The sequence below is a fragment of the Robiginitalea marina genome (genome assembly GCF_024006985.1).
GTDB classification, from domain to species: Bacteria; Bacteroidota; Bacteroidia; order Flavobacteriales; family Flavobacteriaceae; genus Robiginitalea; species Robiginitalea marina.
In genome coordinates this window covers 116042-137650 of record NZ_JAMXIB010000004.1, presented here as the reverse complement: position 1 = coordinate 137650, position 21609 = coordinate 116042, and the positions used below count along the sequence as shown (strand labels likewise).

Genomic DNA, 21609 nt, shown 5'->3' with positions numbered 1-21609 from the left:
CAAGCACCCCTTTTTGAGATGGGGCAAAGATACGCCACGAATTGTAAAAGCCGCACAAGGCCACCAAAAAAATACGCAGCCACCCCTGGAAGGCAGCTCCTGCCTTCCCCTGCCGACCTCATTGCGCCGCGGCCTGGTGAGCTGGCTTCAGCAGGTCATTCACCGTCTTTACCGGGTTAAAGGTGCTTATGGGCACTTCGACGAAAACGGTATTCCAGTAGGCCATTCCCCCATTCCAGAGCCCCGGGAGCTCCAGGGCCTTCAGAGGCCTCCCTTCGAAGGTTTTTCCGGTAATGAACCCTTGTTTCGGGTCGCGGAAGTTCATCAGGTCATACTTGCGCCCCGTGGCATCCCGCACCCCGCAAACCAGGTCGACGGGGTTGAAATGGGTGGCTTCGTCAAAGAGGGCTTTCTGGGACTCCTCCCCGAGGTCGGCCTGGGCCGATTCCACAATCTGCAGGGATTCCCTCCCCTGGGCATCTGTGATCCAGAACGGGCCGCCCCCGGGTTCCCCTTCATTTTTTACCATGCCGCAGACCCGGATCGGCCGGGAGAGTTTGTCTTGCAGCACAGACAATTGTTCCTCCAGGCTGTAGCCGGAAAAGCCTTCCGAAAACCTTACATTGAGGGCTGTTTCCAGGAATGTCCGGATGCGTTGTAACAGGTCGTGGTCGGTCACCCCCTCCCCCAGCATGCGGGAAAAGCGGAAGGCCTGCTCCTGGACCTCCAGCAAATGCCCCCCCAGGACTTCTTTCCAGTAACTGACTTCCGGCAGGGAGGCCCCCGTTACCACATTGTCTATATTCTTGATGAATATCAGGTCAGCTTCCTGCTCGTTGAGGTTTTCCAGCAGGGCGCCGTGGCCCCCGGGCCTGAAAAGCAGCTTGCCTTCCCCGTCCCGGAAGGGTTCATTTTCGGGAGTTACTGCCAGGGTATCGGTGGATTCCTTTTGGAAGGAATAGGAAATATCGAACTGGCATGAGGTGCGTTCCCCGACGGGCCCCACAACCCTGCGGGCTTCCTCCCCGAACAATTCCCTGTGCTGGGGGGAAATGGTAAAATGCAGTTTTGCGCCATCCCCGGTCCGCCCGTAGGCCGCCCCTTCTTTCAGGTGCTCTTCGAAAGGGGTGGCCAGGTGTCCCCCATAGTTGTGGAAAGGTAGCAGGCCTTTCGGGTAAAACCCATAGTTAAGGCCCTTTTCTTCGAGCATTTCCCGCACGAAGTGGTATAGGCCTGCCCCTGAAGACAGGGCGCTTTCCCCAAGGCGGGACTTTACGACCTTATAGAAAGGGAATCGCTCCAGGCCCTCTGCAAAAACACGGAGGTCCTTGTTTTGCGGGTGGTCCAGGTATGCCTGCAGGGAATCCCTTTCCGGGTCAAACTCATGCAGGAAGGAAAACAATGCTTTGAACATCCGCGAAGCGGCCCCCGAAGCCGGGATAAACTTTACGACCTGCAAGCCCTTGCTGTGCTGCCGGTACACCCCCCGGAGGCGTTCCTGCGCTTCCCCTGAGAGGCGCAAAATCCCGTCCCCCACCACGGCGGCACGGGCGAGCCGCACAGGAGGGATCCCTTCCCGGAAGGTCTCCATCTGTTGGTATGCCTGCCGGGGCTCGATGCCCTTGGCAGCTAACAATTGCAAGTCGTCCTCGCTGAACCTATACATGTGCCAATAGTTTATCAATGTGGGTAATGGCCTGGCGGAAACGCTCCTCCCGGCTGCCCTTTAAGGTAACAAATCTGCGGTTATTTTTTTCAAGGGCTTCCCTGAAATACCCGAACATCCGTTCACGGTCGCGGGGCCTGTCCCTCAGGTCGTCTGCCTCCCAGGGGATGTCGACCGAGGTCAGCAAATACAGGTCATACTGGTTTTCCAAAGCGTACTTCTCCAGGACCGGGTCGCAATACCCCAGGTAATAGGCCTCGGAATACACTTTGGTCTCCAGCAAATCGGTGTCGCAGATCAGGAGTCCGTCTGCCTGCCGGGCCAGGGCGTTTTCAAGCCTCATCTGCCCGATGGCAATGGGCATCAGGTCTTTGGGCTCGCAGGTCTTTTGTTCCCGGTCCCATTTTGCCTGAAGGTATTCCCTTGCGTATTCCGGGACCCACCGGGTCTGGTAGTGGTCCGCCAGTTCCCTTGCCAGGGTGGTTTTCCCCGTGGATTCCGGCCCGAAAAGGACCACTTTCAGGAGGTCTGAAGGTTCCTGTTTAAGTGCTTCTTCCATGCGATATATCCCTGGATGGCCAAGATAGTGAATATGAAATATTGCAGCGACAACATCCCCCAACCCCGATAGGCATACAGGGGTACGGTGATGATGTCGCCCAAAATCCAAAGCGTCCAGTTTTCCAGTTTTTTAGTGGCCATATACCACATGGCCGTGAAAAAAATCCCCGAGGTGAGGATGTCGACATAATTGCCGGGGCCAATCGCGGTTCCAAAGAGCCGGTAAACCCCGTAATTGACCCCTGCGGCGGCGGCAAAGAGCAGCACGCCAACGGCTTTTTCCCGGCGGTTGGTCCGCGAAATCTGAACTACCGGCCGGCCCTGGGTGCGCCGGGACCAGTTCCACCAACCGTACACGCTCATCAGGGAATAATACAGGTTGATCATCATGTCGCCAAGGAGCTGGTCCCGGTAAAAGATGAACAGGGTGATCACGGTGGCGACCAGGCCTGTCGGATAAACCCAGATCCGCTCCCGCCTGGCATAAACGACACTTGCAATGCCAAAAACGAAAGCCACGGCTTCCAGGACAATCAGGTAGTCCGGGCGATCCCTGTAGGGATCGGCGAAAAAATCAAAAATGGGGTGCATACCCGCTGCGGTCTCCCCTGACCATTTTCAGGAGGAAAACCCCCTGGTTCACAGCTCCAAGGCTTTGTTTCATTTCCCTGGCAAGCACCTGCATTACCGCATCATACTCCCCATAAACCTGGGTGCTCAGGGGGTTTTCCAGTACGGTCAGGCCAGAGTCGCGCATGGCTTTGATGAATCGTATGATCTCGGGTTCATAAGAATCCTGCAGGGGGCTGAAGGTTAGTTCCACGGAAACGTTCATAGGCGGTAGTTTGGACCACAAAGGTAGGCAGTGGGGCAGAGATTGAAAAACCCGTCATGGGCGCGGGGCCTGATTTGCCGTCGGGACCCTGGTGGCATAGGCACAGGTGAACCCCTCCAGCTCCAGGAAAAAGGCATTGAAATGCGTACACTTCCCCCCGTATACCACCCTGGCAGTGGTCTGCCCGTCGTCGAGGTCGAAGTTGTCTACCGTAATATGGTTCAAAAAACTCAACCCATGGATTCCCATGACCTTATAAAGTGACTCCTTGACCCCCCAGACAACCGTCAATTTCCGTACCAGGGCCTCCTCATTGGCAAGGTCGTGGTATTCGCTCAGGGGCGTAAAGCGGTGAGCGATACGCAGGATCTTATGCCGTTGTTTCTCTATATCGATCCCCACCTCCAGCTGCCGTGAGAGGATAATGCCGGTCATTTCAAAAGAGTGGGTGATGGAAATATGGGTGCCGTCGCGCAGGTGCGGTTTGCCGTTTTGGTCATAAAACAAATCCGCATCGCGGTATCCCCCTTCGGCCATCAGGTGCCGGATGCTCAGAAACCCCCTTCGATGCAGTTCAGATTTCATACTGCTCATCCGGCCCTGGCAATGGGGGGTGAGTTCAATCCCCCTGGCCAGCCAGGATTCGGGTTCCTCAATTTTCCAGAGGAAGGCCTGCAGGCCCGGATGGCTCTCGATTCTTTTCAGCAGCGGCATGGGAAATATAAACTAATCAGTACCTTTGTAACCGTCCTTTCCAGATATAGGACAGATTGGTAAACTGGTTTTTCGGGGTATCCAAACCGGCCTTTGGCAGGCAAAAGAAACCCCGCATAAATATCCCAAAAATAATTGGAATCATGAGAACGAAAGCGGTGGAATACATCCCCTATAAAGTCAAAGACCTCTCCCTGGCCGGGTGGGGACGGAAGGAAATAGCGCTGGCCGAGGCGGAAATGCCCGGGCTTATGGCCCTGCGGGAGGAATATGGGAAAAAGAAGCCCCTACAGGGTGCCCGGATAGCCGGGTGCCTCCATATGACCATCCAAACCGCTGTGCTGATCGAAACCCTGGTGGAACTGGGGGCTGAAGTCACCTGGAGTTCCTGCAATATCTTTTCCACCCAGGACCATGCGGCGGCAGCCATTGCCGCGGCCGGGATTCCCGTGTATGCCTGGAAAGGCATGACTGAAGAGGAGTTTGACTGGTGCATCGAACAGACCCTGTTTTTCGGCGAAAATCGTGAGCCCCTGAATATGATCCTGGACGACGGGGGCGACCTGACCAATATGGTGCTGGACCGGTATCCGGAGCTGGCTGCGGGTATACGGGGGATTTCCGAAGAAACCACCACCGGGGTGCTGCGCCTTTACGAAAGGGTAAAAAAGGGAACGCTCCCCATGCCGGCCATCAATGTGAATGATTCGGTGACCAAATCCAAATTTGACAACAAATACGGGTGCCGGGAAAGCGCGGTGGATGCCATTCGCCGGGCTACCGATACCATGCTGGCCGGAAAGCGCGTAGTGGTTGCCGGGTACGGCGACGTCGGCAAGGGAACGGCCGCCTCCTTCCGGGGGGCCGGGGCCATTGTTACCGTTACCGAAATAGACCCCATCTGTGCCCTGCAGGCCTGTATGGACGGATATGAGGTAAAACGGATGGAAACCGTGGTTGGGCTTGCAGATATTGTCATCACGGCCACGGGGAACAAAGACATTATCAGGGAAGAACATTTCAGGGCCATGAAAGACAAGGCCATCGTCTGCAACATCGGGCATTTCGACAATGAAATAGACATGGCATGGCTCAATACCCATTACGGGCATACCCGCGACGAGATCAAGCCACAGGTCGACAAATACACCATTGAAGGCAAAGACATCCTGGTTTTGGCGGAAGGCCGCCTGGTGAACCTCGGGTGTGCCACAGGGCACCCCAGCTTTGTAATGAGCAATAGCTTTGCGAACCAGACCCTGGCTCAAATGGAACTGTGGACCAACCCCGATCAGTATGAGAACCAGGTCTACACCCTGCCCAAACACCTCGATGAGAAGGTAGCCGCCCTGCATTTATCAAGGCTTGGGGCAGAGCTGACCCCACTGAGGCCCGAACAGGCTGCCTATATAGGGGTAGCCCCGAAAGGCCCTTTTAAACCCGAATATTACCGGTATTAAGCCAGGGAACAGGAAAGAAAAAACCCCGGGGATGCCCGGGGTTTCTTTTTTGGTGGCTGGCATTTACCTGGCCTCGGCCAGCATGCCTTCCATCATATAACAAGCCTTGTATTCCTTCAGCAGGGCGAGGCCTTCATCCCTGGGCATGTCCGGATCGATACGCAGGGCATTCCCGTTGGGCAGGTAAACCATATAGAAGCCTTCCTCCATGGAAGACAACCTGATGATTTCCCCGTCTGGCCGGATGGCATTCCACGACTTTTCATCGGGCCGGTAAAACAATTCCAGTTTTTTGCCCGTTTCCGGGCCATCCACAACGGCGATCTGCATCCGGTTCTTTGTGGCGACCATTTCCAGGGTGTTCCCTTCATATTCAACCAGTTGAACCTCCTTCTCCCCTTCGTCCATGGCAATGGGGTTAGAACCTGACCAAAATTCAATGACATTAAAAATCAGGGTATCCCCTACCAAAAAGAGGGCATATACAGGGACGATGTTCAACCCCCAAAAAATCAGGTTATTTACCCATTTGCTTTCGGATACACCCTGGTTCCATTCTTTCAGGTTGTTAAACGCCTGGAAAGATCCCAGGCAGCTGCTGAAAAGCAGGCTCGCAGCCAGAGCCATGGCGATGATTGGTTTTTTCATGTTTTTTCATTTTAGGGTTACGGTACCCGGAAGATAACAAATTCCGCCGAGTTCGCCCCACAATGGGAAAAACGGGTGCCACACCCCCGGGCATAAAAAAACCCGCCCTTTAACAAAGGCGGGTTTTTTTAAAGAATTTCAGGAAGGGAACTATGCCTCCGCCGGCTCGATGGAAACAAAGGACTTGCCCCCGGTCTTCTTGCTGAACCGGACAATCCCGTCGACTTTGGCGTGCAGGGTATGGTCCTTGCCAACATATACATTGTCACCGGCATTGTGCCTGGTGCCGCGTTGCCTAACGATGATGTTCCCGGCAACAGCCTTCTGGCCGCCAAAAATTTTCACGCCGAGGCGTTTCGATTCCGACTCCCGCCCGTTTTTGGAACTACCTACACCTTTTTTATGTGCCATGATCTATACTATTTACGGGAAAATCCCGGTTACTCGATTTACTTTCCAGACAACGCTTCGATAAGCTCTGCCTTTTTCATTGCGGAATACCCGCTGATACCCTTATCCCGGGCCAGCTCCTTCAGTTCGGCCACGGTCATCCCGGAAAAGTCCTCCGCCGGGCTGGCTGCAGGCTTTGCAGCTTCCGGCCGGGCCTTGGCGGCCGGGGCCTCTTTTTTGGCAACAGCCTTTTTAGCACCCGAGGCAGCAATGCCTTCAATGACCACTTCGGTCAGGTACTGGCGGTGGCCATTTTTAACGCGGTATCCTTTCCGCCTTTTTTTCTTAAAGACAATGACTTTGTCTCCCTTCAGGTGCCTGAGGACCTTTGCCTCAACAGCTGCACCTTCTATAGCCGGGGCGCCAATGGTTACCTGCTTGTCATCGCTTAACAGAAGGACATGGTCAAAGGTAACTTTACCCCCCTCTTCCTCTTTAAGCCGATGTACGAAAACCTTTTGGTCTTTTGCAACTTTGAATTGCTGCCCTGCTATCTCTACGATTGCGTACATAGCGATTGTGTATAAATGAACGTTATGGTTTGGCCCGCCAGTCTCATCTGGGATTTTGGCAAAGGCGGGTGCAAATATACGGTTTAATCCCCAAATGCCAAGGGGCAGATGTAGATTTTAGAAGTTTTTTTGCCGGTGGTTGTTGCTCCTCTTGAAGAGCTGCATAAATGACAGGGTCAGGACAAGGGTAGTGGCAAAGCCCATGATGGCTACCGTAAAGAAAACGATGGCCTCAAAATTCCGGAAATCGTCGAAAAAAGAGGTGGAAAGGGCCGGAAGAAACCCGGTGTTTACTTCCGTACTGTAAAAGGCAAAGAAAAGGGTGAAGAGCACCGTTGCGATAAACCCGACGGTGAGTCCGGCCACAAAGCCCTTTCCGTAAGTAAACGCGCCTCCCTGCTCCAGCTTGTAGTACCTGATCGCCTCGTAAATCCCAAACCCGGTAATGACCCCGTTAAACAGGCTGTAGAACACATTGGTATGAAGGTCAACCAGGGAGAGGAGCAGGAAATAGCCAATAAGAATACCAGAAGTCGCCAGCCCGAAGCGAAGGGGAAGGGCAAAGTTTTTCAACGGAAGCATCGGATTATTTTCCTTTAATTTAGCATTTTTTCGCTGAAAAAGTGGTAAAAGATTGTTAAACCAGGGCTCTGATTCCCCGTGATTTTCGTTCAGGGCTTATTTTTATGCCTGAGATTCGACGTAACCTAAACCTCATTTTGACTACAAACCCTTCTATCAAAAACCACTGACATGAAACACATTTTACTAACGGCGCTGCTTCTGGCAGGAACAGGGGCGCTTTATGGCCAGGAGGTCTCCTATGAGGAATACGACCTCGACAATGGCCTCCACGTGATCCTGCACCAGGACAACTCCGCCCCGGTTGTGGTCACCTCCGTGATGTACCACGTGGGAGGGAAGGACCGCACCGACGGGCGGACCGGGTTTGCCCACCTTTTCGAACACCTCCTTTTTGAAGGCACCAAGAATATCGAAAGGGGCAAATGGTTTGAGATCGTCTCCTCGCGCGGGGGGCAGAACAACGCGAACACCTCCCAGGACCGGACCTATTATTACGAGGTATTCCCCTCCAACAACCTGGAGCTCGGGCTATGGCTGGAATCGGAACGCCTGCTGCACCCGGTAATCAACCAGGAGGGCATCGACACCCAGCAGGAGGTGGTAAAGGAGGAAAAGCGGCTTCGGTACGACAACTCCCCCTATGGCCAGATCCTCCCCGTCCTTGGGGAAACCCTTTTCAAGGTACACCCCTACAAGGACCCCAACATCGGCTACATGGAAGACCTGGACGCCGCGACCCTGGAGGACGTGGTTGCCTACAACCAGAAGTATTATGTGCCCAACAACGCGGTATTGGTTGTAGCCGGGGATATTGACCTGGCTGCCACCAAAACCCTGGTGGAACGCTATTTTGCCGAAATCCCCAGGGGGGAGGATATTGTACGGGATTACCCGGAGGAAGCCCCCATCACCCAGGAAATAAGATCCAAAGCCTACGATAAAAACATCCAGATTCCGGCTTCCATCGTGGCCTACCGCACCCCTGGCTTTGCGGAAAGGGACGCATACGTATTGGACATGATTTCCACCTACCTCAGCGACGGAAAGAGCTCAAAGCTCTACAAAAAGCTGGTGGACGAACAAAAACAAGCGCTGCAGGTCGGCGCTTTCAACATTGCCCAGGAAGACTACGGCATGTATGTGGTATTCTCCCTCCCGGTGGGGGAGACCGCCCTGGAGACTTTGGTAGAGGAATCTGAAGAGGAAATCGCCAAACTTCGACTCGACCTGATCTCAGAAAGGGATTACCAGAAGCTGCAGAACAAATTCGAGAATGATTTCGTGAGTTCGAATTCAAGCATACAGGGGATTGCGAGCTCCCTCGCCACCTACTATATGTTATATGGCGACACTTCCCTGATCAACAAGCAGATCGACATCTACAGGTCCATCACCCGGGAAGAGATCCGGGACGTGGCCATAAAATACCTGAAACCAACCCAGCGGGCGGTGATCGAATACCTGCCCGGAGACAAAATGGACAACTAAGACGCTATGAAAAAGATATTTTTAACCCTCGCGCTGGCCCTGGCCTCCACGGTGGCGGTAGCCCAGGCAGACCGTTCAAAAATGCCTGAAGCCGGACCAGCCCCCAAGATCAACCTGCAGGAAGCTGAACGCTTTGAAACCCCAAATGGCCTTACAGTTTTGGTGGTGGAGAACCACAAGCTGCCGCGCGTATCTATACAGTTGAACATAGACAACCCCCCCATTTTGGAAGGGGATAAGGCCGGGGTTTCGAGCCTTACGGGAAGCCTGATCGGCAACGGTTCCCGAAACATCCCAAAAGACGACTTCAACGAGGAAATCGACTTTATGGGCGCTACCCTGAATTTTGGCTCCCAGGGGGCTTTCGGGTCGAGCCTTACCAAATACTTCCCGCGCCTGTTCGAATTGATGGCTGATGCGGCGATCAACCCCAACTTCACCCAGGAGGAGTTCGACAAGGAAAAGGACAAGCTGATCACCGGCCTTAAAACCCAGGAAAAAAGCGCCTCGGCCATCGCGAGCCGGGTTCAGGGAGCCCTGGCATATGGCAAGGGACACCCTTATGGGGAATTTATCACCGAAGAAACTGTCAACAATGTGACCCTCGCCGATGTGCAGCGGTTCTACCAGAATTATTTTGTGCCCGCAAACGCCTACCTGGTGGTTATCGGAGACACGAACAAGGAAGAAGTTCAGGCCCTGGTGGATAAGCATTTTTCGCGCTGGTTAAAAGCTTCTCCACCCCATTTTGCGTTTTCCAAGCCTTCAGACGCCCAATACACCCAGATCAATTTTGTAGATGTGCCCAATGCCGTACAGTCAGAGATCAGGGTACAGAACCTGGTGGACCTAAAAATGAAGGACCCTGATTACCTGCCTGCCCTGGTGGCCAACCGTATCCTGGGCGGAGGGGCTGAAGCCCGCCTTTTCCTTAACCTGAGGGAAGACAAGGGCTACACCTATGGTTCCTATTCTTCCCTGGGCAACGACAAATGGGCCCCCTCGCGGTTCCAGGCCAGTGCCAGCGTCCGCAATGCGGTAACAGACAGTTCCGTGGTCGAAATCCTGAAGGAGGTGGACCGCATCCTGACCGAGCCGGTTTCCGAAAAAGAACTGGAGATTGCCAAGGCAAAATATGTGGGCTCCTTTGTCCTTGCCCTGGAACAGCCCTCCACTGTGGCGCGCTATGCCCTGAATACCATACAGGAAGACCTTCCTGCGGATTTCTATTCCAACTACCTGGAGCGGATCAACGCCATTAGCGTAGAAGATGTGCAGCGGGTGGCACAGAAGTATTTCAAGGTAGACAACGCCCGTGTGGTGGTGGCCGGAAAGGGGAGTGAGGTCCTGGAAAACCTCGAGAAGGTGGAATTCAAAGGCAAAACTGTCCCTGTTTTCTATTTTGACAAATACGCCACCCCTGCGGAGAAACCCGATTTAGGAGCTGCCGTCCCGGAGGGCGTGAGCGTGCAGTCGGTTATCGACCGCTATTTCGAGGCCATAGGGGGAAAGGAAGCCACGGAGAAAATAAGCAGCCTCAAACTGGTTTATGAAAGCTCCGCCATGGGGGCGACCATTAAGGTGGAAGAGCTCCGTACTGCGGACAGGCTTTCCCAGACGACCTTCATGAACGATTCCCCCATGATGGGGGTCATCGCCAAAGGGGATGAACTCTACATGAAACAGGGGGGCAACAAGATGCCCCTGCCCGAAGGGATGAAGAACGACCTGCAAAAAAGCCTTGGAATCTTTGTGGAACAGGCCATTAGTGCCAACCCCGAAGCCAGGGTAGCCGGGGTGGAAACGGTTGAGGGAAAATCGGCCTATCGCATAGACGTACCGGGCGAAGTGGTGCAGGCCAGCTACTTCTACGATGTGGAAACCGGCCTTAAAATCAAGGAAGCCACTGTGACCAGCATGAACGGCCAGACCCAGAACCAGGAAGTATTCATCAAGGAATACCAGGAGGTGGACGGGATTAAATTCCCCTCCCTCCGCATGGTGCCCATGGGGCCGCAACAAGTGGAGAGCAAGTTGCTGGAGGCAGTCATCAACTATGAAGTAAAGGAAACCGATTTCAATTAACCCCGGTGACGGGATAAACAGGAAGGCGCCCTACCCGGGTGCCTTTTTTGTTTTGTTGACCAGGTAAACCCCCAGCAGGATCAGGGCAGCCGCCCCCACCTGCCCGGGGCTGAAACGCTCCCCGTCCAGAAGGCCCCAGAAAACCCCCACCACCGGGATCAGGTAGGTAACCGACACGGAAAAGACCGGGGTGGAAATCTGTATAAGCCGGTTGAACATCACCTTGGCGATGGCGGTCCCGAAAATACAGAGCAGGGCGATATACCCCAGGGAGGACCAGAAATGGGGCCCTTCCCTGACCGGCGACGACAGGGCTCCCGATCCGAGTATGATGGCCAGGGCCGGGGGCAGCAAAAACAAGAAATTGCCCACGGCGATCCCCATGGGGCTTACTGACTGCAACTTGCTTTTGATGATATTTGCATTAAAGGCATAACAGAGGGCGGCTAGTACAACCAGGCCCGCAAACCAGTAATTCTGGCCCGGGTTTACCCCGGCCCCCAGCCAGATGAGCAGGGCTGCCCCCAACAACCCCACCAGCACGCCCGCCAGTTGGTTTAGAGAAAAGGATATCCGGAAAAGGAGGTAGCCCACAAAAAGGGTGAAAAGGGGCACCAGGGAGTTCAGGATCGAGGCGATACTGCTGTCGATTTCCGTCTCGGCCCAGGCGAAAAGGAACATGGGAATAAAGCTGCCCACCACGCCGCTAAGGGCCACCCAGGGCCATTCGGCTTTCCCAATGGTGCGGAGGGAACGGGCCCCGATGGCCAAAAGCAAAAGACCGGCCAGCAGCACGCGGACACTCCACAACTGGGTGGCCGAAAAACCTTCGAGCCCCTTTTTGATAAGGATATAGGAACTTCCCCATATTAGGGATAGCAGGGCCAGGTAGAAAAGGCGTCGGTTTGTATCGCTCATCCCAGGGGTTAGTTTGGGCAAAGTTGCTACATTTGGCATAGATTCCGAAACCATGAAAGCGAAAACCACAGCTTCCCTGAACTTTTCACGAATATTCCTTTTCACCGGCCTCCTGGCCAGCGTACTTTATATGGCCTCATGCCGGGAAGCGGAAAAGGAACCCTCCCGGATGGAGCAGGTAATGGCCATCCACGATTCGGTAATGCCGGAAATGACCACGATCTCCAAACTGGTGGCAGACCTGAAGCCCCTGGCAGACAGTACCGAACAGGGTCAGGAGTACCGCAGGGCAATGCAGGACCTCCAGAAGGCCCATACTTCAATGATGGACTGGATGCAGGGGTTTGGGGAACGCTTTGACCACGAGGAAATCATGAAGGGAAAAGCGCTGAGCCGCGAAAAAGAAACCTGGCTGGTCGAGGAAGAGGTCAAGGTCAGGGCTATGCAAAACCAGGTCATGGGGAGTATCCGCAGGGCAAGGGCGCTTCTAGGGGCCCGCGACAGTATCCCGCAAGAGTAGCCTTCAGAAAGGCAAACGCCCCAGGTCCACATTCCCGCCTGAAATCAGAAGGCCTGTACGCTTCCCCCGGAAAAGAGCTGGCTCCCTCAGGACTGCCGCAAGGGTAACGGCGCTGGAAGGCTCAATGACTATTTTCATGCGTTCCCAGACCAGCCTCATGGCCCCGACAATTTCCTCTTCAGTGACCCTGACAATGGTGTTCACATACTCCTGAATTACGGGAAAGGTATACGACCCCAAAACGGTCTTCAACCCATCGGCAATGGTATCGGTAGTCGCGTTTCCCAAAATCTTCCCCGCCTTCAGGGAGCGGTAGGCGTCATCCACTGCCAGGGGTTCCGCCCCAATGGCCTGGCAGTTGCTGCCAAAAAAAGCTGCCGCCAGGGCAGTGCCCCCCAGCAGGCCACCCCCGCCCACAGGGGCCACTGCAAAATCAAGGGCCTCCACCTCTTCGAGCAGTTCTTTGCAGGCCGTACCCTGGCCCAGCATTACCCACGGATCGTTTGAGGGGTGTATGAATACCGCACCGGTTTCACGCCCGATGCGAGCGGCCTCCCTTTCGCGGGCCTCCAGGGTAGGGGCGCATTCAAAAATCCGGCCCCCATACTCCCGCACTCCCTGCTTTTTTACTTCCGGGGCGTTCTGCGGCATTACGATGTAGGCAGGGATGCCGAGGTTTTTCGCAGCCAGCGAAAGGGCCTGGGCAAAATTCCCGGAGGAATGGGTGACCACGCCGGGCAAGGGGCCCTCCTCCATTTTTACCAGGAGGGCATGGGTGGCCCCCCTGATTTTATATGAGCCGCCCCGCTGGAAGTTCTCGCATTTGAAAAACAGGCTGGCCCCTGAAAGTTCGTCGAGCAACCGGGAACGAAGCACGGGAGTCCGATGGATGTAAGGGGTGATTTTGCGGTGGCATTCAGCCAACGCTTCTGCTGTGTACGGGGTCATCTGAGGTCTTTTGAAAGCATGCCTATTTCCATCGGATGGTTTCCATGATGCGGCGGATGTCTTGCTGCAGGTAGGAAGCTGCCGGCAGGATGGAATCATAATTGGGCTTGGCGTAAAAATACACCGATCCGGTAACAAAATGCCGGGTGCTGTCGGTGACGTAAAACTGCGACTGGGAGGCGGCATCGCCCCGCACTTCATAAAACATGCCATAGACGCGTTCCTGCTCGTTTACATAGGGCTGCTCCACAATATTGTCGGCCTTCACCACATGTTGGTACGAGAGTTTCTGTGCATCCGAGAGCAATTCCCTGAGGTTTCCCTCCACCGGCTTATAGGTCAGGTACACCGATCCGTTCATGGGGCGGTAGTCCAGGACCATATCGCAGCCTTCCCTCAGCCCGGCAACGGCCATCTGGTTATACTCAAACTCAAAGGGGCAGGGCGCATCCATCAGGCGATAAGCCGGGCGGGGATACTCGAGCCGCAACAGGGCCCGGGGTTTGGGCTGGGGGTCTTCCTTGCAGGAACACAGGAGGCCAAGTACCAGGCAGCAGCCCAGAAGGAGGAGGTTATTTCTCATGGGGGAGGGTCACTTTTATTTGTTTGAGTCGTTTCCGGTCCATGCTTTCCACCATAAACTGGTATCCGTTAAAGGGTACTTTCTCGCCCTTCCGGGGGAAATCCCCGGCAATTTCCAGGACAAAGCCTGCCACCGTTTCCGATTCGCCCTTCCGGTTCTCAAATTCCACAGGGTCTTCCAGGTGGATGACCTTGTAAAAGTCCTTCAGGTTGGTCTTGCCCTCGAAAACGTAGTTGTAATCGTCGAGTTTGGAATAGACCAGGTCCTCGTCATCGAACTCATCGCTGATGTCGCCTACAATTTCTTCGATGACATCTTCCAGGGTAACGATTCCGGAGGTGCCCCCGAATTCATCCACCACAATGGCCAGGTGGTTTTTTTTGTTCTGGAATTCCAGCAGGAGGTCATCCAGTTTCTTGTTCTCGGGGACAAAGAAGGGCTCCCTGATCAGGGAAACCCAGTTGAAGGACTTCCGATCCAGGTAAGGAAGCAGGTCCTTGACGTACAACACCCCCAGGACGTTGTCGAGGTTCTCGTTGTACACCGGGATGCGGGAATAGCCGTTTTTCTGGATCTCTTCCAGCACCTCGGAATACTTCATGGATTCGTTCAGGGCGAAAATATCGATCCGCGGTCGCATGACCTGCTTGGTGTCGGTATTGCCAAAAGAAACAATTCCCTGCAGGATCTTTTGTTCCTCCCGGGTGGTGTCGCCTTCGGAAGTCAGTTCCAGGGCCTGTGAAAGGTGGTCTACACTGAGGTTCGATTTCTGTTTCCCCAGGTATTTGTAGAGGAGCAGGCTCCCCTTCCGCATGGGGCTGGTCACCGGGGTGAACAGGATGTCGAGTACCCTGATGGCATAGGTCATCCGCAGGGCAAAAGCACGGCGGTTTCGGTTCGCGTAGATCTTGGGCAGGATTTCCCCGAACAAAAGGATCAGGAAGGTCGCGAGCACCACTTCCAGTAAAAACCTGGCGGAGAGGACCCCCAGGAAAACCTGGTCAATGCCCGCAAAGAGGGTGTCCCCAATATCATTCAAAAGCAGTACAATCCCAATGTTGATGGCGTTATTGGCGATCAGGACCGTAGCGAGGAGTTTCCGCGGCTTTTCCAGCAGGTTGTGGATAACTTTGCCCTTGGCATCCCCGGAAGCCTTGATTTCATTCAGCTCAGTCTGCGACAAGCCAAAAAAGGCGACTTCCGCCCCTGAAATCAGGCCGGAACACAGCAACATTACCACCAACAAGGTAAACTTCAGGATCAGGTAGGCGTCGGGAGCCATCCCGAGGAAGAGAGCGCTTAGGGGGTCAGGGTCCAAGTGCTTGGTATTTGGTTACTTAAAAAGGCAGGTCGTCCTCTTCCTCCGGGGGTTCCGCCCTCGGGGGAGTTTTTCCGGCAGCCGGCCCCTGGGAAACGCCGCTTCCCATGTTGGATGCCGGGGAGGCACCCCTGGCCTCTTCCCCTCCCTTGTTGGAGAGGAAGGTAAAATCAGTGACCTGTACCTCGGTGGAGTACCGGGTTGCCCCGTCCTCGCCCTGCCACTGCCGGGTCTTCAGGCGTCCTTCCACGTAGATCAGGTCGCCCTTGCTGAGGTATTTCTCACAGATTTCCGCAGCTTTGTTGCGCACCACAATATTGTGCCATTCGGTATTGGTGACCTTTTCACCCGTCTGGCGATTGGTGTAGGTCTCATTGGTGGCGATCGGGAATCGCCCGATGCAATTGCCGCCTTCAAAATAGTGTAACTTGACCTCGTCTCCCAGATGGCCAATCAGCATTACTTTATTTAATGTTCCGCTCATAGAATTTCCCTTCGGTCAAAAGTACGAATTTTTAACCGTTTCCATGAAATTTGCAATCAGCACGGGAACGGGGTAGGAATGCATTTGGGAAATGGGCACCGCGCCTTCCAGGGAACCGGGGAGGTGCACGATCCAGAAGGTTACGTAAAGGTGTTGATGGGAGAGTTTGTGGATGATGGGGTTCGGGTTGAATCGCACCACATCCGTGGCTTCGCCCAGCCCCTGTATCCCTGCCCCGGGCAGGAGGGCCCTGATCCCATCCTCGGGGACGACGCCCCCCGATTCCACCAGGGGAAATTCGAACAACCCCTCCCAGATTCCAGGTCCATTGCGGCGGGTAAGCAGGGTCCGGAATTCCCGATCCACGGGGAACAGGTAGTTGAAATACCTCGTGCGCACCCCCTTCTTCGGCAGCTTGACCGGGAGTTCGCCCACCCTGCCCTGGCGGACTGCCTCACAACCCCCGCCCAGGGGGCAGGCCGCACAATCGGGGTTCCGGGGAACGCATTGCAGGGCGCCAAATTCCATCAGCCCCTGGTTGTAATCCCCGATTTGCTCTGCATCCATTACTTCCCGGGCCAGTTTGGCGAAATAACGCATCCCCTCCGGGGCGTTGACCGGAAGGTCGACCCCGAAATACCGGCTCAGTACCCGGTACACATTCCCGTCTACCACCGGGTTGGGCTCTTGGAAACAAATAGAACTGATTGCCGCGGCCGTATAGGCCCCCACGCCTTTTAGTTTAAGGAGTCCTTCATACGTCTGCGGGAAATTGCCCTCATATTCCCTGGAAATGGTTTTGGCCGCGGCATGCAGGTTCCGCGCCCGGGAGTAATACCCCAGGCCCTGCCAGAGCTTCAGGACTTCTTCTTCGGGGGCAGCCGCCAGGTCTCCCACCGTGGGGAAATGCTCCATGAACTTCAGGAAATAGGGCAGGCCCTGGGCGACCCTGGTCTGCTGGAGCATGATTTCAGAGAGCCAGATAGGGTAAGGATCCCGGGTATTTCTCCAGGGCAGATCCCTTTTATGGGTGCGGTACCAGGCGAGAATTACATCCGAAAATTCCATGGGTCTTTAACAGGGATCCAAAACTAACTGTATTTAAGGACTTAAAAATGAAGGGGCAGGAAAAAAAATTGAATAATATTTATATATTTGCAACCCTGAAACCTACAGATAATTTAAAATGACGAAAGCGGATATCGTATCGAGGATCTCAGAAAAACTGGGAATGGAAAAAGGAGATGTACAGGCTACTGTGGAGAGCTTTATGGAAGAAGTAAAGTCCTCTTTGGAAAACGGCGACAATGTATATCTCAGGGGCTTTGGCAGTTTTATCATCAAAACCCGTGCTGAAAAGACAGGAAGGAACATTTCCAAAAATACAACCATCAAAATACCTGCTCACAATATTCCGGCCTTTAAACCTGCCAAGGTGTTTGTCGAAGGAGTGAAGAGCAACGTGCAGGTTAAATAGTAACCGTTAAAACTGAGCTATGCCGAGTGGTAAAAAAAGAAAAAGACATAAGGTAGCGACCCACAAACGCAAAAAGAGAAGGAGAGCTAACCGACACAAGAAAAAGTAGTTCCAACAACTACTTTTTCCTTTTTTCTATACGTTCATTGACATAGAAATTCTTTCGAGGATTTCGACGGGTTTACGATACAACCTGTATACTTATATTGTTTAATCCTTTCATTTTCTACGGAAAGTGGAACTAAATCAAATCAGGTGAATAGAGAATTAATCGTAAGATCCAGACCTGATTCCGTCGATTTTGCCTTACTCAAAGATGGCAGGCTTATAGAGCTCCACAAGGATGAAAACGACCACAATTTCAATGTGGGAGACATCCTGGTCGCCAAAATAAGAAAACCGGTTCCCGGGCTAAACGCAGCCTTTGTGGACGTTGGATACGAAAAGGACGCCTTTTTGCACTACCACGACCTCGGGCCTCAGCTGGGCAGCATGCTTAAGTTTATAAAGATGGTGCGCTCCGGCAAATTGAGGGATTACTCCCTCAAGAATTTCCCGGTTGAAAATGACATCGATAAAAATGGCAACATCAAGGATGTTGTCAAGCCGAACCAGTCCATGCTGGTGCAAATTGTCAAGGAGCCCATTTCCACCAAAGGCCCGCGGATCAGTTCAGAGCTGTCCATTGCCGGGAGGTACCTGGTGATGGTTCCCTTCTCGGACAGGGTTTCCGTTTCCCAGAAGATCCCCAGCAAAGAGGAAAAGGACCGGTTGAAGCGCCTGGTGCAGAGCATCAAGCCAAAAGGTTTTGGAGTGATCATCCGGACAGTAGCCGAAGGCAAAAAAGTAGCCGAATTAGATAAGGATCTGGAAAATCTGATGTCCAAATGGACGTCGATGTGCAAGAAATTGCAACAGGCACCCACCCCCTCCAAGGTTTTGGTGGAACTGAACCGCGCCTCCTCCATATTGCGGGACGTATTCAACGACACCTTCACCGGGATTTATGTGGATGACGAAACGCTTTACACCCAGATCAGGGATTATGTGCATGAAATTGCCCCTGAAAAGGAATCCATAGTGAAGTACTATACTTCCAATGTCCCGATTTTTGAAAAATTCGGGATAGAAAGGCAGATCAAAACTTCCTTCGGACGGACAGCCTCCATGAGCAAGGGGGCCTACCTGGTGATCGAACATACCGAAGCCCTGCACGTAATAGATGTGAACAGCGGAAACCGGTCAAACAAAGCCCGCAACCAGGAAGATACGGCCCTGGAGGTCAACCTCCTTGCGGCTACGGAAATTGCCAGGCAATTGCGCCTTCGCGATATGGGTGGCATTATCGTCATCGATTTTATCGACATGGCGCGCCCGGAGCACCGTAAGAAGTTGTTCAACAAGCTTCGGGACGAAATGGCCGACGACCGTGCGAAGCACAAAATCCTGCCCCCGAGCAAATTTGGCCTGGTGCAGATTACCCGGCAAAGGGTCCGCCCCGAGGTGAACATCAAGACCTCGGAAGCCAACCCCAGCGGTGACGGACAGGAAGTGGAAGCTCCCATCATGCTGATCGAAAAAATCAGTTACGACCTGGAGCAAATCCTGAAATCAGGCGGTCGGGAGCGGAGCATTACCCTGAATGCGCACCCCTTTATTGCCGCCTACCTTACCAAAGGATTCCCTTCCATTCGTTCCAAATGGTACCTGGAGCACAAAAAATGGATCAAAATCCAGCCCAGGGACGCCTATACCTACCTGGAATACCGGTTTACAGACCGGGAAGGCAATCCCCTGGAATAACACAAAACAGCCCCCTCGCCGGGGCTGTTTTTTTTTGTCCCCTGCCCTTGGCCCTTTCTGTACTCTGCGCCCAAATACGTATTTTTAGGAGATGGTAACCCTCTAAACCCCTATGCGGTCATGAAATTCCCCACGCTGTACCCCTTCGCCCTGGGCATCTTGCTGATGTTTTCCTGCCAGGAACGCCCGCCGGCTTCCGATAGGCCCTTAGGCAGCCTCCTGAAGGGGGAGCCCTCCATTGAGGGTAAAAAGGAGTACCTGCAGAGCCCCTTCCTGACAGCCGGAGACCGGGTGTATATGGTCGGGTACCAGGATGGGAGCTTCCCCGACCTCGGATGGCACATCAAAGGGGAAATGGGGGGGATCTGGGACCACCCCATTAAACTGATGGACGGGTTCACAGCCTTCCTGACCCTCGATGGGGTGACCCACCCCCTTGAAGGGGCCCACAGGTTTGTGAATTACCCCATGGCGGGGCGCCACGACTATTCTCGGGGCTTGCCGGGCCTGGAGGCTGAGCGATGGCAGTTTGTGCCCGACGCGAAAGAGGGCGTGGTAGTGGAGTATGTCCTTCGGAATACTTCCCAAAAGGAAATGCCCCTGGAGTTCGGCTTTGTGGGACACACCGACCTTCGTCCGACCTGGTTGGGGGAACGCACCGGCATGGCCGACGGCAAAGACCTTCCGGCTTTCGACGAGGCACTGGGGGCCTGGGTGGTCAAAGATTCGCTCAACCCCTGGTTCGTGGTCTTTGGCTCGGACCTTCCGGCAGATAGCCGGGAGTCCCCAGCGCCTTTGGACACCCCCGGGAAAGCGGGAAACGAAACCAGTTCAGTCCTGTCCTATGCCGTGACCCTTCCCCCCGGTGGGCAAAAAACAATCCGCTTCGCCATTGCAGGATCCTATAGCGATGAAGCGCAAGCCAAAGCCACTTTTTCAGACCTCCTGAAAAATGCCTCTGCAGACCTGATAGCCAAGCGGGAGCGTTACGCCGGCCTGGCTTCCCGTTCTCGACTTACCACCCCCGACAGCGCGCTGAACGAAACCTTTGAATGGCTGAAGTACAATTGCGACTGGCTGATCCGGGACGTCCCTGAAATCGGAAGGGGGATCGGGGCCGGTATCCCGGACTACCCCTGGTGGTTCGGGGTCGACAGCGAATATGCCCTGCAGGGGTACATGGCCCTCGGGCAACGCGAAATCGTCTATGAAACCATCCGCCTGCTCGACAGCGTTTCAGAAGCGGTAAACGGCAATGGGCGGATCCTCCACGAAATGTCGACCAACGGGGCGGTCTTTAACCCGGGGAATATCAATGAAACCCCCCAGTTCGCCTCCCTGGTCTGGCAGGTATATAAATGGGATGGCAACCGCGACTTCCTGAAGCGCTATTTCCCCACGGTGAAGAAAGGGCTCCAATGGCTGATGGATGAGAATGACCGGGATGGAAACGGATTCCCCGACGGATTCGGGATGATGGAAATCCACGGCCTCGACAGCGAGATGATAGACGTGGCCTCCTATACCCAGGCGGCCTTCTCCCATGCCGCCCTTATGGCAGAGGAACTCGGGGAAACCAGTTTGGCCCGGGCCTACGCCCAACAGGCCGATACCTTAAAGGCCCGGATCAACAGGGAGTTCTGGTCAGCCCCGTTCCGGTCCTATGCAGATTTTATAGGGACCGACCAGCAGGCCCTGGGGCTAATCGAAGACGCCATAGTCCGGGCCGACACCCTGGGCAAACCCTGGGCGGCGAGGGAACTGGAGCAGACCCGGAACCAGATCCTGCAAAACCCGCATCCCCGGCCAAGGCCATTTGTGGTACATCATAATTGGGTGGTGAACACCCCTATGGAAATGGGGATTGCCGACCGGGACAAAGCCCTGGAGGCTTTGGAAACGGCCCGAAACTTCACCAATCCCTTTGGGATGTTCGTCACGGGCATTGACCGGGACGAAACTGCCGGTGACGACAAAGGGTCCTTCAAGGGGAGCTCTGTCTTTTCTTATACCGGGGCGGTAATGACCCTGCCCACCGGGGTACAGGCGATCGCGGAAAACAATTACGGAAGGCCCGACCAGGCCCTGGACTACCTCAACCGCATGGTCCGCAGCTTTAGCTACGCCTTTCCCGGCAGCATGTACGAAGTCTCCCCCGATTATGGCATGATTGCACAGGCCTGGAACAGCTACAGCTTTGCGGTCCCGATCATCCGGCAATTCTTTGGGATCGACCCGATGGCCTCGCGCAAACAGGTACGCCTCCGGCCTCAGATGCCTGCTTCCTGGGAGAAGGCTTCTTTGGAGGATGTTCACATAGGGGAGAACAGGGTATCGGTTTTCTACGAGAAGGATCCGGAGGGCAGCATCCGCCTGCGGGTGGTACAAACCCGCGAAGACTGGAACCTGCTGCTCCACCTGGAAGGGGTCCTGGAAGGGAGTTTGGAACTCCTTGAGGGGGAGGCCCTGCAAAGGTGGGAGAACGGAACCCTTGAGGTTTCCGGCAAGGGGCAGGCCATTGAACTCAGGTACATAAAAAACTAAGCTCCCCGGG

At 54.4% G+C, this 21609-nt stretch carries 22 protein-coding genes; 7 read left to right on the top strand and 15 right to left on the bottom strand.

Features of this window, described 5'->3' with window-relative positions; translation table 11 throughout:
- Positions 1 to 118 precede the first annotated feature (118 nt).
- The 5 genes from NG653_RS06650 to NG653_RS06630 are packed head-to-tail and all read right to left on the bottom strand — an operon-like array spanning position 119 to position 3776.
- Entirely contained in the window at positions 119 to 1666 is a 1548-nt protein-coding gene (locus NG653_RS06650; protein ID WP_252740903.1) for a DUF4301 family protein, read from the bottom strand.
- The gene (locus NG653_RS06645; protein WP_252740902.1) at positions 1659 to 2225 is read right to left on the bottom strand and encodes an AAA family ATPase; all 567 of its coding nucleotides are present in this window, start codon (positions 2223 to 2225) and stop codon (positions 1659 to 1661) included. The genes NG653_RS06650 and NG653_RS06645 overlap by 8 nt, the downstream gene beginning before the upstream one ends.
- Positions 2186 to 2818: a nicotinamide riboside transporter PnuC gene (gene pnuC, locus NG653_RS06640; RefSeq protein ID WP_252740901.1), complete on the bottom strand. Its 633-nt coding sequence runs from the start codon at positions 2816 to 2818 to the stop codon at positions 2186 to 2188. Before pnuC ends, NG653_RS06645 begins: the two co-directional genes overlap by 40 nt.
- Positions 2802 to 3062: a YkoF family thiamine-binding protein gene (locus NG653_RS06635; protein ID WP_252740900.1), complete on the bottom strand. Its 261-nt coding sequence runs from the start codon at positions 3060 to 3062 to the stop codon at positions 2802 to 2804. The genes pnuC and NG653_RS06635 overlap by 17 nt, the downstream gene beginning before the upstream one ends.
- A gap of 54 nt (positions 3063 to 3116) precedes the next feature.
- Entirely contained in the window at positions 3117 to 3776 is a 660-nt protein-coding gene (locus NG653_RS06630; protein WP_252740899.1) for a 4'-phosphopantetheinyl transferase family protein, read from the bottom strand.
- A 143-nt stretch (positions 3777 to 3919) separates the two neighbouring features.
- On the opposite strand from NG653_RS06630, the gene ahcY reads away from it, so the two are divergent.
- Complete coding sequence (gene ahcY / locus NG653_RS06625; protein ID WP_252740898.1) at positions 3920 to 5236, top strand: adenosylhomocysteinase; 1317 nt, start codon at positions 3920 to 3922, stop codon at positions 5234 to 5236.
- Between the two features lie 63 nt (positions 5237 to 5299).
- Here the strand turns inward: ahcY and NG653_RS06620 are convergent, their stop codons facing one another.
- The 4 genes from NG653_RS06620 to NG653_RS06605 form a co-directional block, all read right to left on the bottom strand.
- Complete coding sequence (locus NG653_RS06620) at positions 5300 to 5884, bottom strand: DUF3332 domain-containing protein (protein WP_252740897.1); 585 nt, start codon at positions 5882 to 5884, stop codon at positions 5300 to 5302.
- Positions 5885 to 6034: 150 nt separating this feature from the next.
- On the bottom strand, positions 6035 to 6295 hold the full coding sequence (rpmA, locus tag NG653_RS06615; RefSeq protein ID WP_252740896.1) for a 50S ribosomal protein L27: 261 nt from the start codon (positions 6293 to 6295) through the stop codon (positions 6035 to 6037).
- 38 nt (positions 6296 to 6333) lie between these two features.
- Positions 6334 to 6846: a 50S ribosomal protein L21 gene (rplU, locus tag NG653_RS06610; protein WP_252740895.1), complete on the bottom strand. Its 513-nt coding sequence runs from the start codon at positions 6844 to 6846 to the stop codon at positions 6334 to 6336.
- 117 nt (positions 6847 to 6963) lie between these two features.
- A complete protein-coding gene (locus tag NG653_RS06605; RefSeq protein ID WP_252740894.1) occupies positions 6964 to 7419 on the bottom strand; it encodes a DUF4199 domain-containing protein in 456 nt (151 codons plus the stop codon).
- A gap of 180 nt (positions 7420 to 7599) precedes the next feature.
- Here NG653_RS06605 and NG653_RS06600 point away from each other — a divergent pair, with 180 nt between their 5' ends.
- A complete protein-coding gene (locus tag NG653_RS06600; RefSeq protein WP_252740893.1) occupies positions 7600 to 8919 on the top strand; it encodes a M16 family metallopeptidase in 1320 nt (439 codons plus the stop codon).
- Positions 8920 to 8925: 6 nt separating this feature from the next.
- Positions 8926 to 11004, top strand: coding sequence for a M16 family metallopeptidase (locus NG653_RS06595; protein ID WP_252740892.1), 2079 nt, complete (start codon positions 8926 to 8928; stop codon positions 11002 to 11004).
- A 30-nt stretch (positions 11005 to 11034) separates the two neighbouring features.
- Here NG653_RS06595 and NG653_RS06590 read toward each other — a convergent pair whose 3' ends face one another.
- The gene (locus NG653_RS06590) at positions 11035 to 11922 is read right to left on the bottom strand and encodes a DMT family transporter (RefSeq protein WP_252740891.1); all 888 of its coding nucleotides are present in this window, start codon (positions 11920 to 11922) and stop codon (positions 11035 to 11037) included.
- 52 nt (positions 11923 to 11974) lie between these two features.
- On the opposite strand from NG653_RS06590, the gene NG653_RS06585 reads away from it, so the two are divergent.
- Positions 11975 to 12442 carry a hypothetical protein gene (locus tag NG653_RS06585; RefSeq protein ID WP_252740890.1) on the top strand — a complete coding sequence of 156 codons (468 nt, stop codon included), beginning with the start codon at positions 11975 to 11977 and terminating at the stop codon, positions 12440 to 12442.
- Positions 12443 to 12445: 3 nt separating this feature from the next.
- On the opposite strand, the gene NG653_RS06580 is transcribed toward NG653_RS06585, so the two are convergent.
- The 5 genes from NG653_RS06580 to mutY are packed head-to-tail and all read right to left on the bottom strand — an operon-like array spanning position 12446 to position 16843.
- On the bottom strand, positions 12446 to 13390 hold the full coding sequence (locus NG653_RS06580; RefSeq protein WP_252740889.1) for a pyridoxal-phosphate dependent enzyme: 945 nt from the start codon (positions 13388 to 13390) through the stop codon (positions 12446 to 12448).
- Positions 13391 to 13412: 22 nt separating this feature from the next.
- Positions 13413 to 13973 (bottom strand): gliding motility lipoprotein GldD, encoded by a 561-nt coding sequence (gldD, locus tag NG653_RS06575; RefSeq protein WP_252740888.1) that lies wholly within the window; start codon positions 13971 to 13973, stop codon positions 13413 to 13415.
- Positions 13963 to 15291, bottom strand: a complete 1329-nt coding sequence (locus tag NG653_RS06570; RefSeq protein WP_370281083.1) for a gliding motility-associated protein GldE — start codon at positions 15289 to 15291, stop codon at positions 13963 to 13965. Before NG653_RS06570 ends, gldD begins: the two co-directional genes overlap by 11 nt.
- 19 nt (positions 15292 to 15310) lie before the next feature.
- Complete coding sequence (locus tag NG653_RS06565; RefSeq protein WP_252740887.1) at positions 15311 to 15775, bottom strand: single-stranded DNA-binding protein; 465 nt, start codon at positions 15773 to 15775, stop codon at positions 15311 to 15313.
- A 15-nt stretch (positions 15776 to 15790) separates the two neighbouring features.
- The gene (mutY, locus tag NG653_RS06560) at positions 15791 to 16843 is read right to left on the bottom strand and encodes an A/G-specific adenine glycosylase (protein WP_252740886.1); all 1053 of its coding nucleotides are present in this window, start codon (positions 16841 to 16843) and stop codon (positions 15791 to 15793) included.
- A gap of 118 nt (positions 16844 to 16961) precedes the next feature.
- Between mutY and NG653_RS06555 the strand changes: the two genes are divergently transcribed.
- The 3 genes from NG653_RS06555 to NG653_RS06545 all read left to right on the top strand — a co-directional run bounded on the left by NG653_RS06555 (position 16962) and on the right by NG653_RS06545 (position 21599).
- Positions 16962 to 17252, top strand: a complete 291-nt coding sequence (locus tag NG653_RS06555; protein ID WP_045801496.1) for an HU family DNA-binding protein — start codon at positions 16962 to 16964, stop codon at positions 17250 to 17252.
- Between the two features lie 255 nt (positions 17253 to 17507).
- Positions 17508 to 19055 (top strand): Rne/Rng family ribonuclease, encoded by a 1548-nt coding sequence (locus NG653_RS06550; RefSeq protein WP_252740885.1) that lies wholly within the window; start codon positions 17508 to 17510, stop codon positions 19053 to 19055.
- A gap of 120 nt (positions 19056 to 19175) precedes the next feature.
- Positions 19176 to 21599 (top strand): alpha-L-rhamnosidase-related protein, encoded by a 2424-nt coding sequence (locus NG653_RS06545; RefSeq protein WP_252740884.1) that lies wholly within the window; start codon positions 19176 to 19178, stop codon positions 21597 to 21599.
- Positions 21600 to 21609 lie beyond the last annotated feature (10 nt).

What these genes read in the sequence shown, in the direction of transcription:
- NG653_RS06630 (WP_252740899.1), bottom strand. Translation starts at nt 3,776, where the DNA reads ATGCCGCTGCTGAAAAGAATCGAGAGCCATCCGGGCCTGCAGGCCTTC.
- NG653_RS06555 (WP_045801496.1), top strand. Translation starts at nt 16,962, where the DNA reads ATGACGAAAGCGGATATCGTATCGAGGATCTCAGAAAAACTGGGAATG.
- NG653_RS06585 (WP_252740890.1), top strand. Translation starts at nt 11,975, where the DNA reads ATGAAAGCGAAAACCACAGCTTCCCTGAACTTTTCACGAATATTCCTT.
- gldD (WP_252740888.1), bottom strand. Translation starts at nt 13,973, where the DNA reads ATGAGAAATAACCTCCTCCTTCTGGGCTGCTGCCTGGTACTTGGCCTC.
- pnuC (WP_252740901.1), bottom strand. Translation starts at nt 2,818, where the DNA reads ATGCACCCCATTTTTGATTTTTTCGCCGATCCCTACAGGGATCGCCCG.
- NG653_RS06645 (WP_252740902.1), bottom strand. Translation starts at nt 2,225, where the DNA reads ATGGAAGAAGCACTTAAACAGGAACCTTCAGACCTCCTGAAAGTGGTC.
- NG653_RS06620 (WP_252740897.1), bottom strand. Translation starts at nt 5,884, where the DNA reads ATGAAAAAACCAATCATCGCCATGGCTCTGGCTGCGAGCCTGCTTTTC.
- NG653_RS06545 (WP_252740884.1), top strand. Translation starts at nt 19,176, where the DNA reads ATGAAATTCCCCACGCTGTACCCCTTCGCCCTGGGCATCTTGCTGATG.
- ahcY (WP_252740898.1), top strand. Translation starts at nt 3,920, where the DNA reads ATGAGAACGAAAGCGGTGGAATACATCCCCTATAAAGTCAAAGACCTC.
- NG653_RS06600 (WP_252740893.1), top strand. Translation starts at nt 7,600, where the DNA reads ATGAAACACATTTTACTAACGGCGCTGCTTCTGGCAGGAACAGGGGCG.
- NG653_RS06565 (WP_252740887.1), bottom strand. Translation starts at nt 15,775, where the DNA reads ATGAGCGGAACATTAAATAAAGTAATGCTGATTGGCCATCTGGGAGAC.
- NG653_RS06650 (WP_252740903.1), bottom strand. Translation starts at nt 1,666, where the DNA reads ATGTATAGGTTCAGCGAGGACGACTTGCAATTGTTAGCTGCCAAGGGC.
- NG653_RS06590 (WP_252740891.1), bottom strand. Translation starts at nt 11,922, where the DNA reads ATGAGCGATACAAACCGACGCCTTTTCTACCTGGCCCTGCTATCCCTA.
- rpmA (WP_252740896.1), bottom strand. Translation starts at nt 6,295, where the DNA reads ATGGCACATAAAAAAGGTGTAGGTAGTTCCAAAAACGGGCGGGAGTCG.
- mutY (WP_252740886.1), bottom strand. Translation starts at nt 16,843, where the DNA reads ATGGAATTTTCGGATGTAATTCTCGCCTGGTACCGCACCCATAAAAGG.
- rplU (WP_252740895.1), bottom strand. Translation starts at nt 6,846, where the DNA reads ATGTACGCAATCGTAGAGATAGCAGGGCAGCAATTCAAAGTTGCAAAA.
- NG653_RS06595 (WP_252740892.1), top strand. Translation starts at nt 8,926, where the DNA reads ATGAAAAAGATATTTTTAACCCTCGCGCTGGCCCTGGCCTCCACGGTG.
- NG653_RS06580 (WP_252740889.1), bottom strand. Translation starts at nt 13,390, where the DNA reads ATGACCCCGTACACAGCAGAAGCGTTGGCTGAATGCCACCGCAAAATC.
- NG653_RS06635 (WP_252740900.1), bottom strand. Translation starts at nt 3,062, where the DNA reads ATGAACGTTTCCGTGGAACTAACCTTCAGCCCCCTGCAGGATTCTTAT.